Annotated in this window: 15 protein-coding genes and 2 pseudogenes; 9 read left to right on the forward strand and 8 right to left on the reverse strand. The window is 39.7% G+C overall.

From position 1 onward, the window contains the following. Positions 1–170 precede the first annotated feature (170 nt). Both AAC006_RS00890 and AAC006_RS00895 read right to left on the reverse strand, forming a co-directional pair. Positions 171–1,907, reverse strand: a complete 1,737-nt coding sequence (locus tag AAC006_RS00890; protein ID WP_339890486.1) for a hypothetical protein — start codon at positions 1,905–1,907, stop codon at positions 171–173. Next, positions 1,904–3,649, reverse strand: a complete 1,746-nt coding sequence (locus AAC006_RS00895; protein WP_339890488.1) for a hypothetical protein — start codon at positions 3,647–3,649, stop codon at positions 1,904–1,906. The genes AAC006_RS00890 and AAC006_RS00895 overlap by 4 nt, the downstream gene beginning before the upstream one ends. A 371-nt stretch (positions 3,650–4,020) precedes the next feature. On the opposite strand from AAC006_RS00895, the gene AAC006_RS00900 reads away from it, so the two are divergent. The 6 genes from AAC006_RS00900 (at position 4,021) to AAC006_RS00925 (ending at position 9,960) form a co-directional block, all read left to right on the forward strand. Beyond that, positions 4,021–4,326 carry a hypothetical protein gene (locus AAC006_RS00900; protein WP_339890489.1) on the forward strand — a complete coding sequence of 102 codons (306 nt, stop codon included), beginning with the start codon at positions 4,021–4,023 and terminating at the stop codon, positions 4,324–4,326. 14 nt (positions 4,327–4,340) lie between these two features. Next, positions 4,341–4,625 carry an MbcA/ParS/Xre antitoxin family protein gene (locus tag AAC006_RS00905; RefSeq protein WP_339890491.1) on the forward strand — a complete coding sequence of 95 codons (285 nt, stop codon included), beginning with the start codon at positions 4,341–4,343 and terminating at the stop codon, positions 4,623–4,625. Between the two features lie 515 nt (positions 4,626–5,140). Further along, positions 5,141–5,830: a hypothetical protein gene (locus AAC006_RS00910; protein WP_339890493.1), complete on the forward strand. Its 690-nt coding sequence runs from the start codon at positions 5,141–5,143 to the stop codon at positions 5,828–5,830. Positions 5,831–6,470: 640 nt separating this feature from the next. Then, positions 6,471–7,565, forward strand: a complete 1,095-nt coding sequence (locus AAC006_RS00915) for a hypothetical protein (RefSeq protein WP_339890495.1) — start codon at positions 6,471–6,473, stop codon at positions 7,563–7,565. Further along, positions 7,558–8,613 (forward strand): hypothetical protein, encoded by a 1,056-nt coding sequence (locus AAC006_RS00920; protein WP_339890497.1) that lies wholly within the window; start codon positions 7,558–7,560, stop codon positions 8,611–8,613. The genes AAC006_RS00915 and AAC006_RS00920 overlap by 8 nt, the downstream gene beginning before the upstream one ends. 495 nt (positions 8,614–9,108) lie before the next feature. Continuing rightward, the gene (locus AAC006_RS00925) at positions 9,109–9,960 is read left to right on the forward strand and encodes a hypothetical protein (RefSeq protein ID WP_339890499.1); all 852 of its coding nucleotides are present in this window, start codon (positions 9,109–9,111) and stop codon (positions 9,958–9,960) included. Between the two features lie 60 nt (positions 9,961–10,020). Here the strand turns inward: AAC006_RS00925 and AAC006_RS00930 are convergent. Continuing rightward, a pseudogene (locus AAC006_RS00930) lies at positions 10,021–10,311 on the reverse strand (DDE-type integrase/transposase/recombinase); the annotation flags it as partial. 1,176 nt (positions 10,312–11,487) lie between these two features. On the opposite strand from AAC006_RS00930, the gene AAC006_RS00935 reads away from it, so the two are divergent. Continuing rightward, on the forward strand, positions 11,488–12,819 hold the full coding sequence (locus tag AAC006_RS00935; RefSeq protein ID WP_339890501.1) for a pentapeptide repeat-containing protein: 1,332 nt from the start codon (positions 11,488–11,490) through the stop codon (positions 12,817–12,819). A gap of 103 nt (positions 12,820–12,922) precedes the next feature. On the opposite strand, the gene AAC006_RS00940 is transcribed toward AAC006_RS00935, so the two are convergent. Genes AAC006_RS00940 through AAC006_RS00955 form a run of 4 tightly spaced genes read right to left on the reverse strand, consistent with a single transcriptional unit; the run spans position 12,923 to position 19,030 of the window. Then, positions 12,923–14,266 carry a site-specific integrase gene (locus AAC006_RS00940; protein ID WP_339890502.1) on the reverse strand — a complete coding sequence of 448 codons (1,344 nt, stop codon included), beginning with the start codon at positions 14,264–14,266 and terminating at the stop codon, positions 12,923–12,925. 11 nt (positions 14,267–14,277) lie between these two features. Then, positions 14,278–14,814 (reverse strand): hypothetical protein, encoded by a 537-nt coding sequence (locus AAC006_RS00945; protein WP_339890504.1) that lies wholly within the window; start codon positions 14,812–14,814, stop codon positions 14,278–14,280. A 1-nt stretch (position 14,815) separates the two neighbouring features. Further along, positions 14,816–16,840, reverse strand: a complete 2,025-nt coding sequence (locus AAC006_RS00950; RefSeq protein ID WP_339890506.1) for a hypothetical protein — start codon at positions 16,838–16,840, stop codon at positions 14,816–14,818. A 3-nt stretch (positions 16,841–16,843) separates the two neighbouring features. Beyond that, entirely contained in the window at positions 16,844–19,030 is a 2,187-nt protein-coding gene (locus AAC006_RS00955; protein ID WP_339890508.1) for a hypothetical protein, read from the reverse strand. A 116-nt stretch (positions 19,031–19,146) separates the two neighbouring features. Between AAC006_RS00955 and ligA the strand changes: the two are divergent. After that, positions 19,147–20,154 (forward strand): annotated as a pseudogene (ligA, locus tag AAC006_RS00960) (NAD-dependent DNA ligase LigA); the annotation flags it as partial. 138 nt (positions 20,155–20,292) lie between these two features. On the opposite strand, the gene AAC006_RS00965 reads toward ligA, so the two are convergent. Then, positions 20,293–20,829, reverse strand: coding sequence for a DUF2062 domain-containing protein (locus AAC006_RS00965; protein ID WP_159530079.1), 537 nt, complete (start codon positions 20,827–20,829; stop codon positions 20,293–20,295). Between the two features lie 69 nt (positions 20,830–20,898). On the opposite strand from AAC006_RS00965, the gene AAC006_RS00970 reads away from it, so the two are divergent. After that, positions 20,899–23,454: a DNA internalization-related competence protein ComEC/Rec2 gene (locus AAC006_RS00970; protein ID WP_339890510.1), complete on the forward strand. Its 2,556-nt coding sequence runs from the start codon at positions 20,899–20,901 to the stop codon at positions 23,452–23,454. The last annotated feature ends 19 nt before the right edge of the window (positions 23,455–23,473 follow it).

Genomic DNA, 23,473 nt, shown 5'->3' on the forward strand with positions numbered 1-23,473 from the left:
TTTTATCAATCTTTTCAAGTGCTTTTGAGCTTTTGTCATATAGCTCTTTATGCAGTTGGTAGGAAAATCGTTCTTGCTGTTTATCTTCGTTGTAATACTGGATTCCAATCCAACCTGTGCTAGTTAGTACAGAGGTTACTAGAATTGTGATTAATTGTTCTTTGAGAGTACTAGCTATTAATTGCCGCCTCAACTGAATTTAATTGTTCTTTGAATAATTTATAATCATCTAGCCAGAAGTACATGGGTAACGGGTATCTATAGTGTCTACAAGCAACGGCTATTAACGGTTCTAACCGATCTTCAACAGCACTTAATTCATTGTAATATTCTGAATTGATACACTCGTCAAATACCCGTTCTAGTCTATCTGCATCTTTACCAGAAAGATCAATTGGGTGAAGTACTCCACCGTGCTTGCGTTTGTTTGTATAAAGAAAGTCCTCAGTATCAGCCAGCGGATACCAGTATTGCATAGCACCGTGGCTTAGTGATTTTTCGTAAAAATCACCAACTGCTTTTGATATGTCTTCCATTTTGTACAGTGAGGCTACAGTCGAAATTAGTGGATACAACACACTAGATTTTGTAAGTTCTTCTTTCTGCTCTTTAGTCTGTCGCTCTCCCAATGTGATTAATTTTGAGTAATCGGATGTGTTGCTAGGGAAAATACCATTAGCTTCATATGAAAACTGAGCTCTTTGTATTAACTCTTTTAACCAATCTTTTATGAAGGTCATATTTGATTGATCAAGGGAAAGGGAATAGATCGCTATGGCTATATCAATTGCTTGGTCATCTTTATAAGGTGACAGTAAAACAGGGTTGTTACATATGAGTTTTTTTACTGCATCGAAGTTTTCGTGCAAGTTATTGATTAAATTGTCGCTTATGATTTCACTCTTATCGTAATTCTGTCTTATTTCATTGGAAAGCCAAATACCTTGTATGCTTAGCCTACTAAGTAAATCAAATAACTTTAAGTTAACATCGAACTTGCACATAGGGTTGACTGCATTCGATATTGCATGTCTTCTTCCAACGTGGGGAGTTACGCATTTATTCAAATATTCATTAGTGACAGTTTGATAAGTGCGTAGGCATGATGAAAACGTACTCATTATACTTTTAGATACTTTTAAATTTGATGCTCTATGCGACTTAGCTATTTCCCATGCGTTTAGCAATGTGATTTCACTTGCAAGATAGGCGGGTTCTAGATTATTAGCGTCTCTGCACCAAGAAAAAAGAATCCAAAGGCAAATATTTAGTTGCCGTAGCAGTGTTAAACTCTCTTTATCGTTTTTTGTTTCTTGGTTGCTAAGCCAATAAACCAGTCTGCAAAAATGTTGGTATGAATATTCTGGTTCATCAATAAGTGCTAAAGACTTTCTGAGCATAGAGCGGGCGTCTATAGGGAGCAGTTCTTCTTTTAGGAAACCTTGCATAATTAAATCGGCGATAAAGTCGCCATTCCACTCTTCAAAGCAGATATTCTCAAGAGTATTACGAGCTATAAAGCCTTCCACTTTTGGTCGTACTTGCTCATTGATAAGACCTCCAAAACATAAGCAAATTACAATTTCTTTATTCTTGTGTTGGACGGGAAGTCTATTTGGAATGTACGCGTCAATAATGTCCTCTAATGAAGGCCTAAGTGCTTGGTGGGAATCTCCACTCCAAGTACTTCTAGTTAGATCTCCTGACTTTATTGACAATAGATAAATTTTTTCTGGCTCACCATTTAATGAGCCGACGGCCGCAACATCAACACCGTCCTGAGTTGTGCCTCTTCCAGGACGAGAAAATACAGTTAGTCCTAATTCACTTAACAGGTCTGGCAGTATTATATCTAATTCATCACGTTCTCTTAACGAAGCAAGATATTGGCTGATGATTAATTTCATTTATCACACCCTTCAACTCTGAGAACGCGCAGGTCAAAATCGCATCCGTATGGATCTAATGAATCTAATCTAGGAAACTCAGTAGAGTGTTCAAATGACTGGAGAGGAGACTCCACTCGTTTAGATTTACCATCTCCTAAGTGAACTTGATGAATAGAACAGTTTCCGTACAAAAGCGTTACACTAGTAAAAAGCTCAGCGATTGAACCTTTCCTAGTTTCCTTATAAGACTCTGACACTTGTTGGTTAAAGTGCTGATGCCAAATCTCGTATTGTGATTGGGGGCATCGAAGTTCTTTTATTTCCCAAGCAGATTTTAGTCCTTCATCGTATGATGATAGCCTGCTTAAAGCTTTCGATGCTATTTGAGCTTTTTTCTCATTTCCAATTTCTTTTTGTTCGATTAAGTATCGCTTAACTTTGCCTGAGTAACTTAAAAGTAAAGGTTCGAACAATAGCTCTTCTAAGTGTTGAGCTTCTTCATCGCTGGCAGTATCAACTAATGAAAGTAAATAGCTAGCAGCTGTGATCGGTTTGTGGAATAGCCACCCCACAGCTTTTCTTGCTGTAAATATTCTTTTGTCAGTATCGTTGCCTAGTAGTTTAATATCTGCGTAAATTGCAAACTCTTCAGCGTGTACATTTTCGAGTATATCCATTACAGCTCTACATAAGAGTGTTTGTTTGGAGCAGAGCCATTTAGTTATTACGTAATTTAAGTGTTTCTCGTCATTATCCAATAGCTTTCGAATAGTACAGCTAAAGCTATTGATAGTTATGTGCTTTGGGTGGGTAATCAAGTAGCGTTCAATAAACTCCAAGGCAGAATCAATATTTTCAGCTTTGAATTGTCTGCTTAAACCATGATCAATGTTACTTAACGTACCTTTGTTTTTGGTATCTGTCGAACTGAGATAATTTAATAGTTTTGAAGAAATACTTTGAGTGATTACATCTTGGTGATGTAAAAAAGTAGTAGACGCTACGTGCAACAAAACATCGTCAGTAACCAATAAAATATTGTCAATTTCCTCTTCTATTTCTAATCGAGGATTAACTTGTTTTAGCGATATCAGCGTTCTTAAAGCGTTAGCGTATAAGTCTGACACCTGTTCTTTTTTGATTGCATTTGATACTTGTTGGAGCGCTAGCTCCGTTTTCTCTAGTCTTTCTTCGTAGTTGATACGACCAAACGCCAAAACAGCTGACGCTCTGACTACAGCTGATTTGTTAGTTGTAAGCTCAATTATTTTAGAGAAGTATTTGGTGAAATTAACGCGTGAACCAGCGATTAAAGATAATGGAATAAAATGAGATTTTGCTTTAATATGTTTTATTGAGAAGTTTAGACTGTCAATTACTCGGCTTTCACTAGCAACACAAAAGTCTATGTAAGCATCTAGTATCGTACCTGAAGCAAGATCTTGCTTATTTAATTCGTGTAGGTAATCAACAACTTTGATTGCCTCACTGACTTCAATATCAAGCTTTGGTAGCAGTTTTGAAAAAAAGTCTAAAGCCCAAAATAAATTATACTGTTCTGTTGTATCACCAAGACTTAAGAATAGCTCGGGTATATCAATTATTGAATCCTTGTGTAGCTTAATAAGCTCACTAACAACACTTTCGGTATTTTTCCTTCTGTCTTCTAACTCTAGAACTTCATTAATAAAGCGGTTTTCATTTATTGCAGCTAGAATTTTTGTTTTTATTTCAGACACGCGAGTTAAATTACCATACATAGAAGTATTTGTTCCTAAAAAGGTTTATTGGGGCTGTTGGCTGATAAATCAACAGGTAAGATGTAAGAAATTTATCGTAACCGTCTGCCAAACCCCGTCTTTTAGATCTCACATAGGCACCGCACAATAAATTCTTTCACAATTAGACGAGGACTTTATGCGTCAGCAATGTCGAACCAAGGAACAAGGCTACGCAACTTTCTGAATTAATGTATCAACTAAGTCGTAATAGCTACACCAATGAGACTATAGTAAAACATTGGCAAGTTCATCTTGAATTTTTAAGTATTTGGTTAGATGATATGCGAGGCGCATATCTCGGTAAGAAGTGGTAAGTTCGGAGTAATCTAAAAACGAAAATGAGTTCAATAATGAACAAAGATGAACTTCAGTCAGCAGTGACTAATATTGAAGCCTGGCTCAGTAAGCAGATGCTCTACTACTGTATCCGTCACGAAAAATATTATATCGGGTATTATTCGGGCATGGGGAATTTTGACGTAAATGAGTTGCCAAATGAATATCAAGGCTTAATATTCGACAGAGAGCTTGACGACTTTGAGGCACAATATTCGGTGATATCTAAAATGTCGCTAATAGATCGTCAAAAAGAAGAATTGAAAGTTTATGCAGTTTCCCTGAAAAAAGTTTTAAGTGCGAACGTTGTTGGCCGATAAACGGAGGACACAAGATGAATTCACATGAACTTAAAGAACTAAGCGATTTATATAATGTTGACCATCAATGCTTTAGCTCGTTAGCAAATGATGAGGTTGAGCTGCAAGCAGCTAAAATTAAGTATGTTTGGATATATGCGCTTGGTTATTTTGGAACGCCTGAGGGTACAAGACTGTGGTTCAATGCGAAGAATCGAGGGCTCGGAAATATAACACCCTTAGCACTAATGGATAGTGAATCGGGAATTATTAGAGTACAAGACTCAATCACGAAATTAAAGTATGGAATGACAGCTTAAGATAAATAAGCTTATTGTCATTGAGGTGAATTTCACCAAATGATTCTTATAGTCCAGTCTCTTTGTGCGAGTCATCAGTAATAAACTTAATTCTCAATTTTATGCTAAAAATCTTTCTCGCCAACGAGTTCGCTTCTTAGCGATAGCGAGATACGTAGTGAAGATCAGTGTTGATTTGCAGTCCAGATTGATCCAATTTTAACGGTTTTTGCACTGAATATTGACCACAGTCAGACATGGTAGAACTCCCGTTTTTCATGCTCGTCAGAATGAATAGGGTGGGTCACTTATTGAATGAAAATGCGGATCAATCGGACTAACAAACTATGGCTTTTTACCCAATGACTGTCGCCCGAAAAAGCTGATATTTATACTCAAGGAACAAGATCGCACACCGAAAAAAGTTGCAGACGATAAATTGGAGATCCAGGAACTTATATAGTTGCTATAAATAAAACAATGTCTTAGGATTGTTTAAAAATTAGACTGCTACTTTAAAGTGGGCTGAACTGGTAGTGATTTCCATAGGGATTGCTATTTCAGTCTTCACCTTGATTGAAATCCGCAAGCAAACCCAAGTAAATGCAGAGCAGATAGACGTTCTCAAGCGCAACTCTGATATAGCAAATAAATTAATAATATTCCGCGATTTTTATCCGAAATATGCGATTAGAGATGCTCAAAAATTTGCAGAAAACACTACAGTTGGTGTTAAAATGAACATGATAAATTATGCCGAATCGCCATTGGCATACGATAGTTATTTTGCGTTCAAATTTCATAATTGTGGCACAGGAAAGTTGATTCCGTTAGACGGAATAGACCGCAAAGGGACTGAAGATGCGCTTAGAGATAATAACCACTATTCTATAGCACCTAATAGTTCAGAGAATGTTATTTTTCAAATAGATGTTGCGGAAATTGAAAGTGCGCGTAATGAAATTGAAATCACCAATGCTAATTTTGTATTAGTCATCTATACATTCCTGCGATTGGAAAATATCGAACATTTCGACGACTTTGTTAAGGAAGCTGGCTTTGATCTATCTGATGATTTTCAGATTAATACCGAAATCGCGAATCTTCCTCCGAACACAAAAAGCATAAATTTCAAGATTCCTATTAGATGGAATGGTGCAGGTATAGAATTATCTGATTATACCGGCTGTATTAGTACTACAACCAAGTTAAACCCTCAAAAGTGATCTTACCCTAAATCTGTAGACATTTTTTACTTAGAAAGCGAAGTAAGATAAAAAGTGTTAACACTAGGCAATTACAACTCGATAACATTAAAGGGAGAGATCTCGGCACTATTTTGGCACACGTCAATGCATCAGATGGAAGCTAGGCAGCCTTTGAGCGATAAATTATATTGTTTTTGTGCCCACTCTCTCGAAATCGGCATTAGTTTGTTTAATGGTGATTTACTCTTGTATTTCGTCATAAAGTACATGAGACCTTAAGTTTTATAAAATCTGCAAACTTCTCTGTTTAAGTTTTCGCTTTGCGACAAGAGCTGTGAGGCGAGGCCTGTTCAAAAGCAGATATTACTAGAGTGACACGCAAAGCAATGGCGACACGTGAAATGCAGTACAAAGCAAGCTAATACAAAGATACAACACTGTGTTCTAGTCGAACATAAATGCGATGTTTGTATCGCATGACAGTAGTTAAAGCCTGAATTTCCTTTGGAAAGTATTGCAACTGAATGTTTTTTATACAATACTTGTAAAGTGGTTAGTTGGACAAGGTGTCCGGTTGTATGTCCGATTCATATTTATTGGCAATAGGAATTTAACAACAACATATCACCGCGCAGGTGATGTTAAGGATAAGGAAACAATGGCTAAGCCACACATTATTCTTGTGCACGGCATGGGCGAGCACGAGAAAGATATATTTCTAGAAACCCTCTTTACACCACTTGATGCCGCTAGCGAACACTTCAGTAGCTTGGAGAAGTTCAGTGAATCAGTGGAAACGCACTATATCGACTATGATGCGATCAATCACGACGTTCGAGAGTACATGAAGAACGCAACGATTGATGAGCTCGCCACCAAATACCCTGGTGCTCCCTCTTTGGTTGCCAAAATCAACGAGTTGAACACCAAGTTTGCCGAAGATGACAGTTTTTGGGCGACGCATCTATTGGATGTGGCGATATACAGAAGCTATTTTTCTGATGCCATTCAGGCAAGAGTAGGCAAACAGATCGTTGAAGCTATGAAGGCGGCCACCGAAGCGGGTGAAGAGGTTCATTTCGTCTGTCATTCACTGGGTACAGCCGTCACGCATGACACGTTGCACAAACTTTATGTTAATAGCCTCTATGATGAGCATGGCGAGCCGTTATTATCAGCCGGACTGAATAAAATCGGCTCAATCTCAATGATTGCAAATGTCTGCCAATTGCCTATCACTGAATCAAACCCGTACACCTCTGTGGTGAAACCTGGTCCTGACGGAATATGCATTAACTTCATGACATGCCGTCACGTATTAGATCCCATCGCATCTTTGGTGAAGTTCAACCAAGCTGCTAACTGGCCTTTGATCCAAGGCAGTGAATTTAGAAATATCGCTATCAATAAAGTCGAACGTGCAAATGTCCATGATCTCGACCACTACCTAGCGGACCCAAGGGTCTATTTACCGCTTTTCATGAATGTGTTCCCTAAATTTAAAACCAATAAAGACGAACTGGCAGCAGCAAAGCTCGCGTATGCACAGACCACGTTGCACGGCAAATTCGAAATACTCCGCGACTATATAGAAGATGCGGATATCAGCCTGTATTGGGACGAGGATGAAAAGGAGTTTGTATTCTCCAATGATGCACGAAACATCTACGAGAATATCACCGCGTTCAGAGACCAACTGAGAGCCATCGAGGCACAGTTTAGCAACTTAACTGGAGGTAACGACGATGAATAAGCGATTAGTCAACCTAATCTTTATCACTGTATTCGGCTTCCCTCTGAGTGTTTGGGCACAGACTCCTGCCACTTGCAATGTAGGATTTGATCCAAACGCCAGTACGTATTTTGCTGAGTCTCTCGATGAAGCCAAAGAAGCGATGGAGTCGCTGTGTAAAGCCATTCAAGGTGATGGAATATCTGAAGACGAGCTGCATGACACGCTACTTAGCTTTCACCTAGCGCTGCGACAAGATGCAAATGCAGCGATGCCGGCAATATCAGAATATCTGGATATTTACCTCACACCGTTGTTTGACGTCCGGGGCGATGTGGCAACAGGCATGATACCGAACAGTAAAATCGACAGACCCGACGAACTGACCGTGAACAGCATTACCCTGTTTAAGCAAGGAAGAGGACTTCGTATAGACAAAGACATACCACAAGTCGATGCACAAGCTTGCTTTGATGACAATGCATGCTGGGCAGCCTTTCATCTGTATATGGGAATCTTGGCTGACGTCTACAATCCGCTACGTGCTGAACCCATACAACTTGCCTTGACATTACTGACGCTGAAAGACAAGGAATGGACAGACTATATCAAAGAGTCCAGAGCGCAGACGCCACTGGGTATTGGACTGACGACGGTATTGTATGAAGCATTTTACGGGAAGCAGGAGCACGATTTTAAATCGCCCCCGAAAGTACAATGGTTCGCCATGCGGCCCAACCTGCTGTATGAAAGCGTCAGTACGGCCGATGATGGTGACCAAGTTCGTGGCACGATCGCATTAGAAGTCATAGGCTTCAACTATTGGCAAGATGCCTGCTTTGGCTATGCCTGTGGCGCGTCAATCACCGTTAACTACGCGGATAGAGGAGGCGTGCAAGACGAAGGTTACGGGCTTATGTTTCATTTTGATAACACCTACTCGATTGGTGTTTCACAATTTGGCTCTGAGTCTGGTGTTTTCTTCACTATTGATTTGCTTGAGCTGTTTAAGGACAAGAAAGCGTCATTCGATCAATACAAAGATAAATATCGAGAGATGGGCAATTAAGCGCTCAACACACAGCACGGCCTAAAAGCGTTGTGCTGGTTTGCCATTTAATACTGCTGAAGCTCTAGGAGCTTCTCGCCATAAATGCAGGCTTCATCACTTATTTTTTGGTGCTGTGGTCTTAACTGCATTAGCATTTGTCTTTTTATTAGCTAAGGTGATGTACTATTGGGCAACACCTGAACAGATTGGTAGAGGTAAGGAAATTTTCGAGGCATGCATTCGAATTGTCCCGCCCATTCTGACATTAGTTATTGGATTCTATTTCGGAAGAAAATCGAACAATCCAGTAACTCAAATGGCGAAAATATATTAAATACTAACAAGTCAAGTAGCACGGACGCTGAACAGCCGAGGGTCTATTAAGGCGATTGAACCAACCAAGATGACCGTCAAGGGCCTACAACTGAAGAGATTAAAAGAAGAAATCAAGACCGGTTAAACCGCCTGAGAGCCGCAAGGCAATAGCTACACATAATTTGCCAAGGAGTAACCATGTTTTTATCAAAAGACGATGTGAAAAAAACCATTCACAAAGAAAGCAAAGAGATCCTCTCCATAAAAAGTGTGTTAGGTATCCATGGCAAGGATGCCCTAGAGGGATATGTAGATGAATATGCTGCCTTATCTTACAACATATATAATAAAAACGATGACAACGACTCCGAGACGTTTTTACATAACCGCGGGTGGAGGCGTTGCGAGGTAGACTTGAATACGAAAAAGGGATTAAAAGCACAAACATGGTACAAAATTTTAGATAACGACGTGCCTGTAATTGAGGTGACTTTGGTATTTCGCGGCACGAAAAGTCTGTCTGATTGGATCTGGGGAAATTTAGTTATTCTGTTAGACCTATTTGGGCACGCCAAGGAAAACTCATATTATCGTCAAATACAGGCAAACCTCGATCAATGGTTAACCGATATCAAGCAATGGATTGTTAAAAAAGTTAATCGAGGGGGTGTAAAATTTAAAATAAGCGCCACTGGACATTCTCTTGGGGGAGGACTTGCCCAGTGTGCTTGCTATTGCACTAAAGATATATCTCACGTATTTACCTTCAACAGCTCGTGGATCACTTACTACTCAAGACTGGTTAGGAATGACTGGGAGGCAAACTGTAAAGGTACCTACATACTCAGGTTCTGGGAGTCTGGTGAAGTTTTATTATATTTGAGAAAGCTGGTCGAAGTTGCTTATCTTTTTGACACTAAATATGACAGCTATAACCCTCGCTATATCGAGTACAAAATAAATCTCACCCCATGGTATATCCCTCCTATTTCGTCTCACTCAATACACAAGATATTCAAAGGCCTAAAAACGTTGAAAGAAATTTCATGACTTGTAATGGTCAAAATAAACTCCGACTACTAAGGTCGTTGCTACGAAGTCACTTGGTAATACGCGCTCCATCGAACTATTATCCCAGCAGTTACCCCGGGGACTCATGCTTTGAGTCATCTTGTAACGCCACAGCCTCTGTCTGAATTTGCGAGCACCGTATTGGGAACCTTGGTTGCTATGGAAAATCACACATTTGGGCTTACCTCTGTGTTCATACGCCATATCCGAGGCTCTTGCGGCAAGCTCCGCATCCAGTCGATGCGACATACTCCAGCCGATAACCCTGCGAGTGTACAGGTCAATCACAACCGCCGCATAATGCCATGCTGAGCCTGTCTAGATGTAGGTGTCTTGTTCCGTTCGAATACTTGATGCATTTGCTAAGGCAGCTCAGCGGGCCCGAGCCAGATATCGAAAAGTTGTTACCATGGAGTGTTAAGCTAGGCTAGACGGTGATCGCCGGACGCTTACTATTAAAATTCACTGCATGAACTATCGCATTGTGCCCAAATGTCTCTAGCCGTGAAAGTCCTTGTCTATTAGGGCCCTTCAAGATTCGCTGTAGGATAGCTCCGTAAACCGGAAGTTGGACGCAGTAAAATTTTTGCCTGAAAACGACATTTGCAAGCAAGTGTTGTTTACCCGCTAGATTTTGGGGAAACGATTTATTGGAGGAACAGACCGTGTTGTCAAAGCTGGAAAGTCCGGAATATTTTTTCGAAACTCAATGCTAAGCAAACTCAATTCAACACGCACTTAGGCTTGGTGTATTTGTTGCCAAATGTTGGTGTTGACTCCCTTTAGAAACAACCACAGAGCAAAACAGAACTCACCGATAAGACTGATAATAAGAATTGGGAAGACAACGCCTGATAAGAAGCAGACCACCGACGGCGAGTTGGTGACGGTCTGAAATTCGCTCAAACCCGCTTGTCAGTTTATTAAGCAAGCCTGAGTTTCAAACATTAATTAGTCGAGTTTTATAAAGTTTAAGCTTTGGTTTACCCTAGTTACAAACATTGAGTAAATTGGGCAAAACCTAAGTACACAAAATCGCGGGTTTGAAGGAGTTTGAGTTTCAAACTTTAATATGCCCGCACACGATGTACATGGATTTTCATCAGTCGCATCTCTCTTTATTAAATTAATTTAGCTTACGATTGAAATCTTTTATACTACACTGCGTTATTTTTTCAAAATTTGAGCCATTGTTAAATTTATGCTGAAGCAAATATAAATGTTAGGCGAGATATATTTGGCATAGTTGGTCATTCGGTTTGCACAGCGAAAGCCCACCATCTGATACCTCTCGGATATCTACTATTGGGCGACGATCAATGTGAATGGTCAAGTGCACAAAATACCGATATCGTACAACGATTACCATGGAATCTTGCAAAGAACTAGATGGGATTACCGGACGATTACATTTAAAGCAGTTGAATCTCAGGTAGTTGAAAAACGTATTGCTACTTTTGAAGGCCGTGGCACACTAACCTTATCAACGGATGAAAAGAGGGCGGTATGAACGAACAACAAGATGTTCAAAAAATAGATACGCTTGAACCCTATGCCGCCATCGTACTTTGGCAAGCGGGAAAAGGCGAATGGAACAAGTGGGTGTCTGAAAACCCTATATACAATATTTCTTTTGGGAGTGTAGACTTTTCAAAGCTTAGAACCAAAGACAATCCTGATATTTCATTTAAAGGCTTCACTTTCCCTAATGGCAATGTCAGCTTTAGTGAAGCTATATTCGGCGAGGGGGACGTGGACTTTTCAAGTGCCACTTTCGGTGAGGGCGATGTGCACTTTAGCAACGCCACGTTTGGGAAGGGCAGTGTGAGCTTTAATAAAACAATATTCGGCAATGGCAATGTGTACTTTTATACCGCTTCGTTCGGAGCGGGTAGCGTGAGCTTTAATAAATCAGCATTCGGCGATGGCGATGTGCACTTTTCTCGCGCCAAGTTTGGAGAGGGTAGCGTAAGGTTTAATAATACATCATTCGGAAAAGGTAACGTGTATTTTAGCTACGCCACGTTCGGTGAGGGAAATGTGGATTTTTATGAAGCCTCGTTCGGTGAAGGAAATGTGTACTTTTATCTAACCTCGTTCGGTGAGGGCAGCACGAGTTTTCATGGTGCGAAATTCACGGGGAAATTCTATTTAGATAACTGCAATGATACAGGAAAAATTAAGTCGTTCACTTTTCAAAATTGCACCTTTATCGATGCCGTAGTCATCAAAAATATCACGTTAAATTGTGTATTAGATATGCTTAATACCAGTTTCGCCAATCATATTTCCCTTTATGGGATAATCTGCCACTTGCGACGAAAAAAAAACAAATGGGGCGTGAAAATTGTTGAGAATAAAGACGACATCGAAAAACTGATCCGACTAAAAGAACTAACAGAAAACAGTAAAAATCATGAACAAGCCTTACTTTTTCATGCCGAAGAGCAACGGGCAAAACGCTGGGTTAAGACAGACAATATAGTCTCTCTTATCGATATGGTTTTTTCAGGGATATGTGACTATGGCCAATCTTTTTTGCGGCCTATGTTTTTGTGGTTGCTTTCAATATTTATATTCGCCGTACCATATGCCTATCTCTCCGAAAAGCCAATTCAATCACTTAAATCTGTTTGGGAACTATTCGTTTTTTCTGCATTTAACAGCGTGCCATTTCTCACGATGGCAAGAGATGTAAGAACGGACGGGGTAGGGGCATTTTTTCATGATGATACAATGTTAACGATCGTTTATCCAATTATGGGGTTACAGGGGATTACTTCCATCATTTTGATTTTTATTGTGGGCTTAGGGCTGCGCAATCGGTTTAGGATTTGATCAAATGAAACAGAAGATATCAGTCGGTTTCATAGCTGAGAAATGAATTAATCACAATTGCCTACAGACCGGCAGTTTCCCTTGGTAATCACAATGATACAACTTAGAAATCGAATTTTGCAAGCTCGTCAATGTGAGTCAATAACGATTGAATCGCTTCAGTTTCATCGATTTGTTTGGCTTTTAAGGACTTACTAATATTTATCATTCTTGTCATTCTAATTCTGATCTGAGACGACATTTCAAGTAAAACACTATCTAGCTGAGTTGATTGATGATTCAGTTCAGACGCTAAATGGACATATCTTGCCATAGTTGCATTCGAAGCATGCATTGTGACTTTTCGACATGCTGTAGCAGCAACACTCAAAATATTATTAAAGCTTCCTGATGCTGCTAGTTTCTTAATCGCCTTTGCTACATTCATTGTAATAAATCTGTGTCGGAAAGAGTGATTTGTGACATGGCGCAACTCTTCCTTATACTTACTAGCATTAATCACTTTTTTAGCATAGTTTTTTAGATATGATTTTGCCAATGGTTTGCCACTTCGTGCATCAACAAAAATAGCGTCATGGTTTTGGTCTGGAAACGTGTTTTCGACCAACTTTAGGTAATATATTATGATCTGTAGGTCATCACCTGTGACCTCTACTTCCCTGTTTTTGCCTTTATATTTACCCTTAAGAATCGGTATATCTCTTAATACACACTTCTTTGCATTCAGGAGTGTCTTAGCAGCGATTTTTACAGAAGATTTTGTTATCTGGTGAACTTCACTTATTCTTGCCCCAGTAATCTCCAGTAGTGTGGAGAAGGCTTGCCATCTGTATATTAAAAATTCATTAAGCTCTGGGTGATAGGTGCTTTCATTTATGGCGTCCAACCATAAAACAAATTCATGATCGTGAATATACTCTACGTCCACGGTAATGCTAATCAACCCCGTAAATGATACATGATCTACATAAGTTATTTCTCTATTACCTGCTTTAAACTTCTTTTCAGAGTAATGAACATTGTATGCTCTCACCGTGTCTTTTTCTTTAGTTGCTAGTTTCCAGATGGGATTTTCACCAGATAAAAATATAATGTAACCCAAAGCGACTCTGGCATGCTTTAATACTGTGTCATCGGCAATCTTTCGATCTTTTAATACGTCTATGAATTGATACAATATTGCATCATTAATGCCGGATAGAGAAATTCTTTTATCTTCAAGGAAAGAACAAAATATATTTAGGCTATAAGCTTTCTTTGTAACCGTTGGTGCTAACGGCTTAACATTAAATATTTGAGCGCCTCCGCCTAATTTGGTTAGGTAAGCATTGGCGTGCCAATCTATACCCCCGTCTTTCTTCATTATTAGGGAAAGCGAGCAATCGTGTTTTTCATTTCTGCGCTGACTGGTTATAAGGAAATCAAGGCAGGGTGATTTAGCCGTCATAACATATGACATTACTTTATCAAAGCCAGTCTGTTATTTCCTAGAATACGAGCCTGATCCAAAATCAGTTTTCTATAAGCTTTGTCTATTTGTTCATCCTCTCTACAATTATCTAAAAGTTGCATGTATGCTCTATAAACTTCTGCAAGTGCAGATTTTAAGTCTTCATTTTCTCTTTTCAACTCATTAAAATCTTGGGTTGTTAACCGACTCTTTTTTGTCGCAAAGTTATTATTTTTATTTGCTTCCGATTTTTTAAGCCTTACGTTAAGGTCTTCAATAGCAACTAATAATGCACGTAAAGCTAATGCGTTATGTTCTGTCATTGAAGAGTTGTAAGAATAGCTTATTACGCCTAATGCGTCGTCCTGCCACTTATTTACCATTGTCTTAGTAATGATGGATTTACTGGTAGTTAAACTATCGGGAATTTCATCATAATGCTTTATGTTATTGAGGATTTCACTTTTACGAATCATTGATTGAGTGATCATTTTTTTTTTCAAAATTACAGATTGAGAAGTTTGCCCTTTTTGAAATCTTGCCATGTCAATATGCCTCTTTTTTCTGAAAATAAAAAAACAGATCCTTTCCTTCAATTCGATGAAATCGAACTGTCTCGCCAGTATTTTTTTTATGCTCCTCGATCAAATCTCTTACTAAAGGTTCAATTACCAGAGATGTTTTTGCTTTTTTACGAGCTGTATTTACAATATTTGTAATGCTTGCATCACCCAGTATCGCCTTACCGAGAGAAGCACCAATCTTTGCAATTGTAACTTCTGCTTCGTCAATCCACTCGGAACTTGGCGATACTTCTGCGTAGTGAAAAGTTTGCTCTAGGTTAGCGTGCCCCAAAAACCAGGACAATTCTTCTAACCCCGTATTGTCAGTCATGTTGAAATACAGCACAGCAAACGTTCGTCGGTATTGGTGACTCCTTGGGTACCATCGTTTTCCATTAATTAAGGGGGAGGAACTCCAGTCTGCAAACAAGTCTAGGCAACCATTTATATAATCATTGCTGAGAGGGGTAACACGCCCTTGAGCTAAATCTGATGTATAGGCTTTAAAAGACCTGTGTGACAAAAAACCGCCAAATAAGAACTGTTCGTTTTCATCTACATTAAAGCCTCTTCGCTCTTCTAGCTCATTGTTTAAAAGAGCAAACTCTAGGCCATAGTCGAATATCAAGTCTGGTATAGGACGGTGAACATCTTCAAGCTCAATACGTTCAGAACTTTTTGGAATTCTTAAAATTAAATCGAAAAGTCCATCGATAGGTGATTGAACAAAGCAATTCCGTTTCAAACTTCTCATAGACGTAACTCTGCTAGCAACAAAACTAGCTACTAGTATGTAGATTGAGGCTACATATAGCCTTAGCGCAACCGCCATGGACATTTCTTGTCTAAATTGGCTGAAGCACACCAAATTGTCGTCACACCACGACGTAACATTCAGTTCTTTTAATACATCTGGCAACGGTGTTTCTTTAAACACTTTCTCTTGCAATGATGAGCTTGAGCGGTAAATGTCGCTGTTATTAGCTACTTCTTTCAGCTCATTTTTCGCAAGAGCGGATAAATGCTGACGGATAGCATAACCATACTTCCTTGCGAATTTAAGGCTTGTTGAAATAGAGTGCAGGTAATTAGATGTAGGCATTATGGGTGTTTTTATTGATTGTCTCATGCTATCAAACAGAGTTTCACCATTGCTGAATAATGCTGCGGGTGAGTGAACAAATTTATATTTTTGAGATGCCCTTGCCGTGTAGACCGCCTCAAGCAAGGAGATTATATTTGATATGGTTTTTTCTGAAGGTTGTAAATCTGTGTCTATATCGAAATCTATTGTATTTGCAGGCTGAAATTCACGAGCCTTACTGGGTTGGTTCCATTTCTTTGTCTCTGAGTGGTCTTCTTGGTAAGAACTCTTATCGTTTTTTAGTGGATTACTCTTATAATGTTTTTTCAAAGAGTGCTGCAATGACATAAGTGATCTTGTTGTTAAGTTCAGCTCATTTTTTATTTTAATCCAGTCGATTCTTGAAGATGAACCAGAGTTCAACTCTATGGTTTTAAGGGCGGCAGTAAAGATATGAGGCTGTGTGTTAAAGTCCATAATAAAATCTTTAAGCTCCTTTAATTTAATTTGATCTAGGCCCCTTACAAGCAATTCTGATTTTTTCTGTCGAACCTCATTAGCATATTTAATTAAGTCTGTAATGGCGACCAGAATAGCTTTAGCTCTTAATGGTCGCGTTATTTTGCCTCGTGCGTCCAAGTATAATAAGCTGTGCATAATGTCTTTTAATAGAGGTTCATTAATTGCGTCAGTCAAATATTCCCCGTCAGAAATCTTTCTTTTAAAATTTATCTTTAGTGCTTTGTTTTTGTTTTTACGATAGTAGTCAATATCTATAGCCACCTTTGAAGCCAACCATTCTTGGTCGTAAATACTGTCATTTAATAGCCATCTGGGGAGTCCATATTCAAACTTTTCTGCGGAATCAACCAATTTGGAAAAGTCAACGAATTCATCGTCTTTTAAATTTGCACTTTCACTCATGATTTATCTATCCTCGCATTTTTGCACTGCAAGTTGAGCAGTTCGGAGCATTTGTTTCATTATGACAGTGCTTTCGGATATTGCTGAAACAGCTGTGACACATTGCTCTTTAAGTATCGGGTCACTACCAGTTTTAATATAGATAAGAGCGGTCTTTATGTTGTTGGTAGAAACACAAAAATACAGTTCTTCATTCTGGATATTTTCCTCATTCGGATTTTTAAGTTTTTCGTACAAATTACCACCCATATCTTTATTATCGAAAGCAACTTCAAGCTGAGACTTTAATTCCTTCTCACTCATATTAAGGGCGTCTGAGGGCGAATCTTCTAAACCAATCGCCATGTACAGCAATACATTTTGAAACGCTCTAATTTTATTCCTATAGATTAGTTCTGATAGATAATGAGGAATGTATCTATTTAAGGTTGTTTCGATGTGATTACCTAAGTAATTGGCAGTTCTCAATGCATCCCCTCGTGATTGAAGAAATATTAACACCCCTTTGGAACCTCTAATTTTTTTTAATGTTGAGTGTTGTATGGCTTTGTTTTTACTCGGAAGGCTAGCTTTCATTTTGTTGAAGTTATCTTGAAATGCACTGTCTGAAGCATGATGTACCCCATTTATTGTACGAAATACCCAGAGCTTCCTAATTTCGCTTGACTCTCTGGCTCTACTTGTCATTTCTAAAGCCATTTTAAGACAAGTAGCAGCATCTATATCTGATTTTTGTATCTGTGAGAGTAAGACGGGTACTCCTTTAGCTTTCCTTGTTTTTGATTGTTTTGCGCGTTTTTTTAAAGCGCGAAGTCGGACAGACCCTTCATCAGTAATTTGAACAAACTCTCTGCCAACCCCGTCAGATGATATTGAGATATTGTAGAGAGAAAATGGATTGATGCCAATTTCTTCCACGATTATTGCTTGCATAGCTGAAGCTACTTCTATGGTAAGTCCCAAATATCTGTTTACGGAATTACTTACTTTGTAGGGACTATTTGGATCATTGGTTTCACCTGAGAGGTAAAATTCATAGTTGCTGTCATAATATGCAACTCGTTTAGATGTTAAAAAGTCAGATATGTTGCTTTCCGGCCACATTGTGCTTAATTCAGTTTGAATGTTGGGGACAAGCTCAGCTTCGTCATGAATGTTTTTATCTGTATGTTGTTCAATGAAACTTTTATATTGAGTAACAACTTCGGATCCTAATAAATAGTCTTTATAACCCTTCCAAACATTATTTTTTGCTACATCCGTCAAGCAGGCAAGATTCGACTTGATTTCTTTTTGCAACTGTTCGAGAAATCGTGGCGTATCTTTATTAGCAGATATATTTTTCAAATCGTATAAATCTAAGTTAGAAATCAAGGGATTGTTTGCACGCAATACTTGATTGCGCCTTGACGCCTTATAGTTGTCAGGCAGATCTATTTGGCTGTTGAGCAATCCTTGTTCCATTAGTGTTCTTATTGCTTTACTAATAATATGGAAATGCAAATAAGCTGTATTTCTATTATACCGATCAAGCAGGTTTGCACGGAACTTAATTATTTCACTTTGTAAAACCAGTGGATGATTATACCAATCAGTCTTATCTGAAGTTATACCGTTAAGAAAATCTGTTAATTGGGATATTATCCTTTGCTTTGTTTTCTTCTTATATGCCATCGAGTGGTTTATCAGAGCGTCGGAGATTTCAGGGCTACATGTTTTTTTCAGGACTTCTTTAAATACTTCAGTTTTAGGCCTTACGTGCAGGAAGCCTAATTGAATTTTTTTAGGGATTGCTTGCTTTTTTAGCTCTTTATAAGTCGTTTTGGATATAGCATGATTGAGAAAAGAGATATCTTCTTTAGAAAAAGGTACCCAAGGTATATCACCACGCTCTATCAATTTAATAATATGTGTTTTAAGTGATATAAAGTTTGAAGATGCAGTAGATTGAGAATATCGCTGGCTGAAATCTATAGCTACAAGTTTCAAACAATAAGTTAAGTCGTCTCTACCATTCGATAGCAATACAGGGCTGAGAATATTGCTATATGCAACAAGAATTTTTGATATTTTAGAGACTTGGGGATAGTTCATTTCTTTGAATAGTTCAACCGTGCCATCGTGTATAGGATCACTATAATGGATTTTAATAAAGCCGATTTTTTCAGCTAAACTCATTGTAGTATCCATTTGCTTTTCCTACTTGAATGTTTTCAAATAGGTGAGGGTATTTTATTTTGCGTATTAAGTCTATTATAGAATGAACTTCTCTAATTGAAATTGAGCTGTTTTAGTGACACTTGCGTTTAACGCCAGTGGCAAGATTAGAGCCCGTGTTTGTTGGCGGTGTTACAGTGTCAAACGCCACGCTACATAATCAAGATGAAATTGACCGACTAGGAGTGAAAGTAGGCGACTACGTTATTATTCGACGTGCAGGCGATGTTATTCCCCAAGTGGTATCTGTTGTACAAGCCAAAAGAGACGACAATGTTAAAGACATTGTATTTCCTACAGACTGCCCAGTTTGTGGCTCTAATGTAGAAAAACTGGAAGACGAAGCGGTTGCTCGTTGTACCGGTGGCCTTATCTGTGCGGCGCAGCGCAAGCAAGCGTTAAAGCATTTTGCCTCTCGAAAAGCATTTGATATCGACGGTTTAGGCGATAAGTTGGTCGATCAACTCGTTGATGCCGATTTAGTGCATAGCCCTGCAGATTTCTTTAATCTTAAGTTAGGCGATGTTGTGGGCCTTGAACGCATGGCCGAAAAGTCTGCGGCCAAATTGTTGCTCTCACTTGAGGCGTCGAAAGCCACCACGCTAGCTAAGTTTTTATATGCGTTAGGTATTAGAGAAGTCGGTGAGGCCACAGCAGCGAATCTTGCTATGCACTTTGAAACCCTTGAGGCAATTCGCAACGCCAGCGAAGACGAACTCATTGAAGTGCAAGATGTAGGTGGTATTGTTGCGGCGCATTTGCATAACTTCTTCAACGAACCTCACAACACCGATGTTATCGATGCCTTACTAGAGGCGGGTATTAATTGGCCTGCAATTGAGAAAAAACCACAAAGTGCGTTACCTCTTGATGGAAAAACCTGTGTAGTCACAGGAACATTAAGCGAAATGGGCCGCTCTGATGTAAAGGCGAAACTGCAATTGTTAGGGGCTAAAGTGGCAGGCTCGGTATCGAAAAATACCTCGTTTTTGGTCGCTGGTGAAAAAGCGGGCTCTAAGTTAACTAAAGCACAAGAGCTAAATGTTGAAGTGTGGGATGAAGCTAAGTTACTCGCCTTTTTAGCAGAGCATGACTAGCACGTTATAATTAGCACTGCTTGAGCGTTCAGTATTAACAGAACGCAAAGCATACAGATTAAAAAAAGGCGCCTTAAGAGCGCCTTTTTCGTGTTTGTTTATGTAATTGGTCAACGGGGTATCGGCAAGATACGCGCGCTACTGGGCTTGCAATTTTGCTTTTGCACGCGCCAATCTTCTGCGTTCCCAAGCCTTTTTAACCTGAAAGCGCCAAATCCAGTTTAGGGTGAAGTAACCCACGGCACTGGCAATGATGGAACAAATTGCGCAACCAACCAAAAATGCAGGGCCAATAGTGCTGATGCTTTCCACCACCCATTGCCAACTGAATTGGAATTCAAAGTGTTCCGGCTTGGTCCCAAGTACAGTAGAACCAATTTTATAAGCAGCATAAAATATGGGCGGTATGGTGAAAGGATTGGTAACCCATACCGTGGCTACCGATAGCGGTAAATTCGCACGAAAAGGAATGGCGACGCCCGCAGAAAGCCACATTTGAAAGGGCACAGGCCAAAACGCAAAAAACAGCCCGATACAAAATCCGCCTGCCGCTGAACGTCTGTTTAAATGCCATAAATTAGGTTCGTGCAAAACGCTGCCAAACACGCGCAGAATTTTGTTGTTCTTTACAGCCTGCGGTTCAGGCAGGAAACGTCTAATAAATTTCTTAGGCATAACACTCGTTCGTTAACTATCAACATATGGGCTACATTCAGCCATCTATATTTATTGCTACGTAAAACAATGGTAAATCGTATCACAATTTGGTGTGGCAGTTTTTGTGTTAGCGCAACAACCGCTGTTTTATGGCCCGAGTTGCCATCGCTAAACCTAGTGATGACGCTTGCCATAGGTGGTGGTGTACTGCTGTTCCTATCAAAGTGCAATTTTTACCTTTATTCAATAAGCGGCGGTAAACAAACGTCTTGGATGAAGTTTGTACTTATTGCAGTAAGTGGCGCATTAATAGGTGCTACATGGATGGCGAGTTTAGGGTATTGGCACCTATCTTGGCAACTACCACAGAGCAAAATTCAACAAGATGTCACAATTAATGCGACGGTTGACCGGGGAGGCTGTCTAAGTGGTCAAAAAAGCGTCGTGAGTAGTCAAGAAAATAGAGTAAATACACAAAATTTGGAAAATATCGACAGTGTAGCAAACGCAGGGTATGAAAAAGATGAACCGCGATTTATGTCGTATGTCGTCAACGTCAACGGCATAGACGATATAGCATTGAAGTTCACTCGAAAAATGGCATTGAGCCATCGCCTGACGGGTACCTGTTTACACAACGGAGACAAATTCACTGCCACAGCAAAATTAAAACCGGCCTACGGCACGCTGAATCCAGTAGGCTTCAATCGACAACAATACCTTGCCAGCCAAGAAATTGTGGCTACGGGTTATATCAAACATTTACACAGTGAAGCCGTGGTTCACAACCATAGTGTTCGTCGTAACATATCCGTTTTTTTATCTACGCTGCCACTTGATCAAATGCGTTGGTTTCAGGCGTTATTGATTGGTGAGCGTAGTCTGTTAACCAAAGACGACTGGCACACGATTGGGCAAACCGGTACCGCGCACATTTTCAGTATATCGGGAATGCACTTATCCATTATCGTCATAACGGTATTTTATGTATGTAGCGCGTTTATTTTTGTTGCCAGTAGCATATTAAAAAGGAAGTACGCTTTCATAAACCTAAGGCGCTACGTATTAATGACTTTGGTTTGTAGTACGGCGCTGTATGTGATGTTAAGCGGGATGGCATTGCCAGTAGTCAGAGCTTTTGTTTTATTGGTGGTGGGTATTGGCTTTGCGGTATTTAATAGTGTGTTACGGCCATTTCACATGGGCGTTTTCATGTTGTTTACTTGTATTGTGTTGTTTCCCTTGTCGTTGCTGCAAGCCAGTTTTTATTTAAGCATAGGCGCGGTGATAAGTATTTGGCTGCTGAATTGGCGATTTCGATTCCAGGCAATGCCGTGGTACAAAGCTTTATTTTGCATTCAATTAGGGGTAAGCGTTGTGATGGCGCCTATCACGCTATTGTGGTTTGGTATGGCTAGCACTATTGGCATTATCGCTAATCTTTTTGTATTGCCTATTATTACGCTTGTTCTTCCTGTTGCACTGCTTGCGGTAATGGCGGGGTATTATATTCCTACAAGCTTAGACTTTGCTATTTGGGTGCTACTTAAAATAGATAAGGTATTAGGCTGGCTTTTAACCTGTTTAAGCGACGCGGCATCTTGGCCAATAAGTGCAATTCACTTCTATCCCACCACGGGTTCAATGCTGTGCCTGCTTATCGCCATGTTATTAGCCATTTTACCCAGGTGGCGATATAAATGGGCCTGTGTATCATTGCTAATACTGCCAGTTACCCTCACTTTTATTCATTTTTCTCCAACTCGATGGTTTGTTAATGTGTTTGATGCTGGCCAGGGAACTGCTATCGCGTTAACCAAAGGGGAACATGCCATCATTGTTGATACAGGGCCTATGTATAACGGTGAAGCGCCATTAGCGAGTCAGGTTATACCTGCATTTCTGAAGCAAAATAACAGCCAACACGTAGATATGGTTATTCACAGTCATGGTGATACTGATCATGCAGGAGGAAAAGCCGCGTTGAGTGCCTGGTTAGACACCAAAGGTATTAAACCCGCATGGATAAGCCCGATAGACGGATGTGAGCGAGGAAGGGTAATTAACTGGCAAGGGTTAACGCTTACCTTTCTATGGCCTGAAAAAGGGAATCTAGAAGACAGTAATGCTATGTCTTGCGTGATTAAAATTGATGATGGATACCACAGTGTTCTCATTCCTGGTGATATTGAACGAGCCAGTGAGTACGCCATACTACATGCAGAAAAAAAGCGAATGGCAGCGGGGATTGAAGCGAGAACAAACGGTACTCAAGATAATAAAAGCAACGTTGAAAAAACAGCTGTGCGTGCGGATGTGTTAATTGCACCTCATCATGGCAGTAAAACTTCATCTACCGACATATGGATTCAACGCGTCTCTCCTGATGTGGTTCTTTATACCCAAGGATATGAAAATAGATGGAAATTTCCAAGCCAATCCGTCTTTTCTCGCTATCAGAAATATGGCGTTCGCCAATTTACCACCAGCGAATTTGGTTTCATTCGACTTGAGTTCACAGAAGGTGGCTATATAGTTAGGTCAGAACGAAAAGACGCCCAAAACCGTTGGTATTTGCCAAGTTACACGCCTAGGCACCTTGTTGCCTCAGAATCTGAAGTGAAGAAAGAGGAAAATTTTTAATCAAAGCATGGGGTTGATT

The sequence above is a fragment of the uncultured Alteromonas sp. genome, assembly GCF_963976965.1.
In the GTDB taxonomy this organism is placed as follows: domain Bacteria; phylum Pseudomonadota; class Gammaproteobacteria; order Enterobacterales; family Alteromonadaceae; genus Alteromonas; species Alteromonas naphthalenivorans.

Bases quoted from the DNA above. Each gene is read 5' to 3' on its own strand.
- AAC006_RS00890 (WP_339890486.1), bottom strand. From the start codon at position 1,907: ATGAAATTAATCATCAGCCAATATCTTGCTTCGTTAAGAGAACGTGAT.
- AAC006_RS00895 (WP_339890488.1), bottom strand. From the start codon at position 3,649: ATGTATGGTAATTTAACTCGCGTGTCTGAAATAAAAACAAAAATTCTA.
- AAC006_RS00900 (WP_339890489.1), top strand. From the start codon at position 4,021: ATGAACAAAGATGAACTTCAGTCAGCAGTGACTAATATTGAAGCCTGG.
- AAC006_RS00905 (WP_339890491.1), top strand. From the start codon at position 4,341: ATGAATTCACATGAACTTAAAGAACTAAGCGATTTATATAATGTTGAC.
- AAC006_RS00915 (WP_339890495.1), top strand. From the start codon at position 6,471: ATGGCTAAGCCACACATTATTCTTGTGCACGGCATGGGCGAGCACGAG.
- AAC006_RS00920 (WP_339890497.1), top strand. From the start codon at position 7,558: ATGAATAAGCGATTAGTCAACCTAATCTTTATCACTGTATTCGGCTTC.
- AAC006_RS00925 (WP_339890499.1), top strand. From the start codon at position 9,109: ATGTTTTTATCAAAAGACGATGTGAAAAAAACCATTCACAAAGAAAGC.
- AAC006_RS00935 (WP_339890501.1), top strand. From the start codon at position 11,488: ATGAACGAACAACAAGATGTTCAAAAAATAGATACGCTTGAACCCTAT.
- AAC006_RS00940 (WP_339890502.1), bottom strand. From the start codon at position 14,266: ATGACGGCTAAATCACCCTGCCTTGATTTCCTTATAACCAGTCAGCGC.
- AAC006_RS00945 (WP_339890504.1), bottom strand. From the start codon at position 14,814: ATGGCAAGATTTCAAAAAGGGCAAACTTCTCAATCTGTAATTTTGAAA.
- AAC006_RS00950 (WP_339890506.1), bottom strand. From the start codon at position 16,840: ATGAGTGAAAGTGCAAATTTAAAAGACGATGAATTCGTTGACTTTTCC.
- AAC006_RS00955 (WP_339890508.1), bottom strand. From the start codon at position 19,030: ATGGATACTACAATGAGTTTAGCTGAAAAAATCGGCTTTATTAAAATC.
- AAC006_RS00965 (WP_159530079.1), bottom strand. From the start codon at position 20,829: ATGCCTAAGAAATTTATTAGACGTTTCCTGCCTGAACCGCAGGCTGTA.
- AAC006_RS00970 (WP_339890510.1), top strand. From the start codon at position 20,899: ATGGTAAATCGTATCACAATTTGGTGTGGCAGTTTTTGTGTTAGCGCA.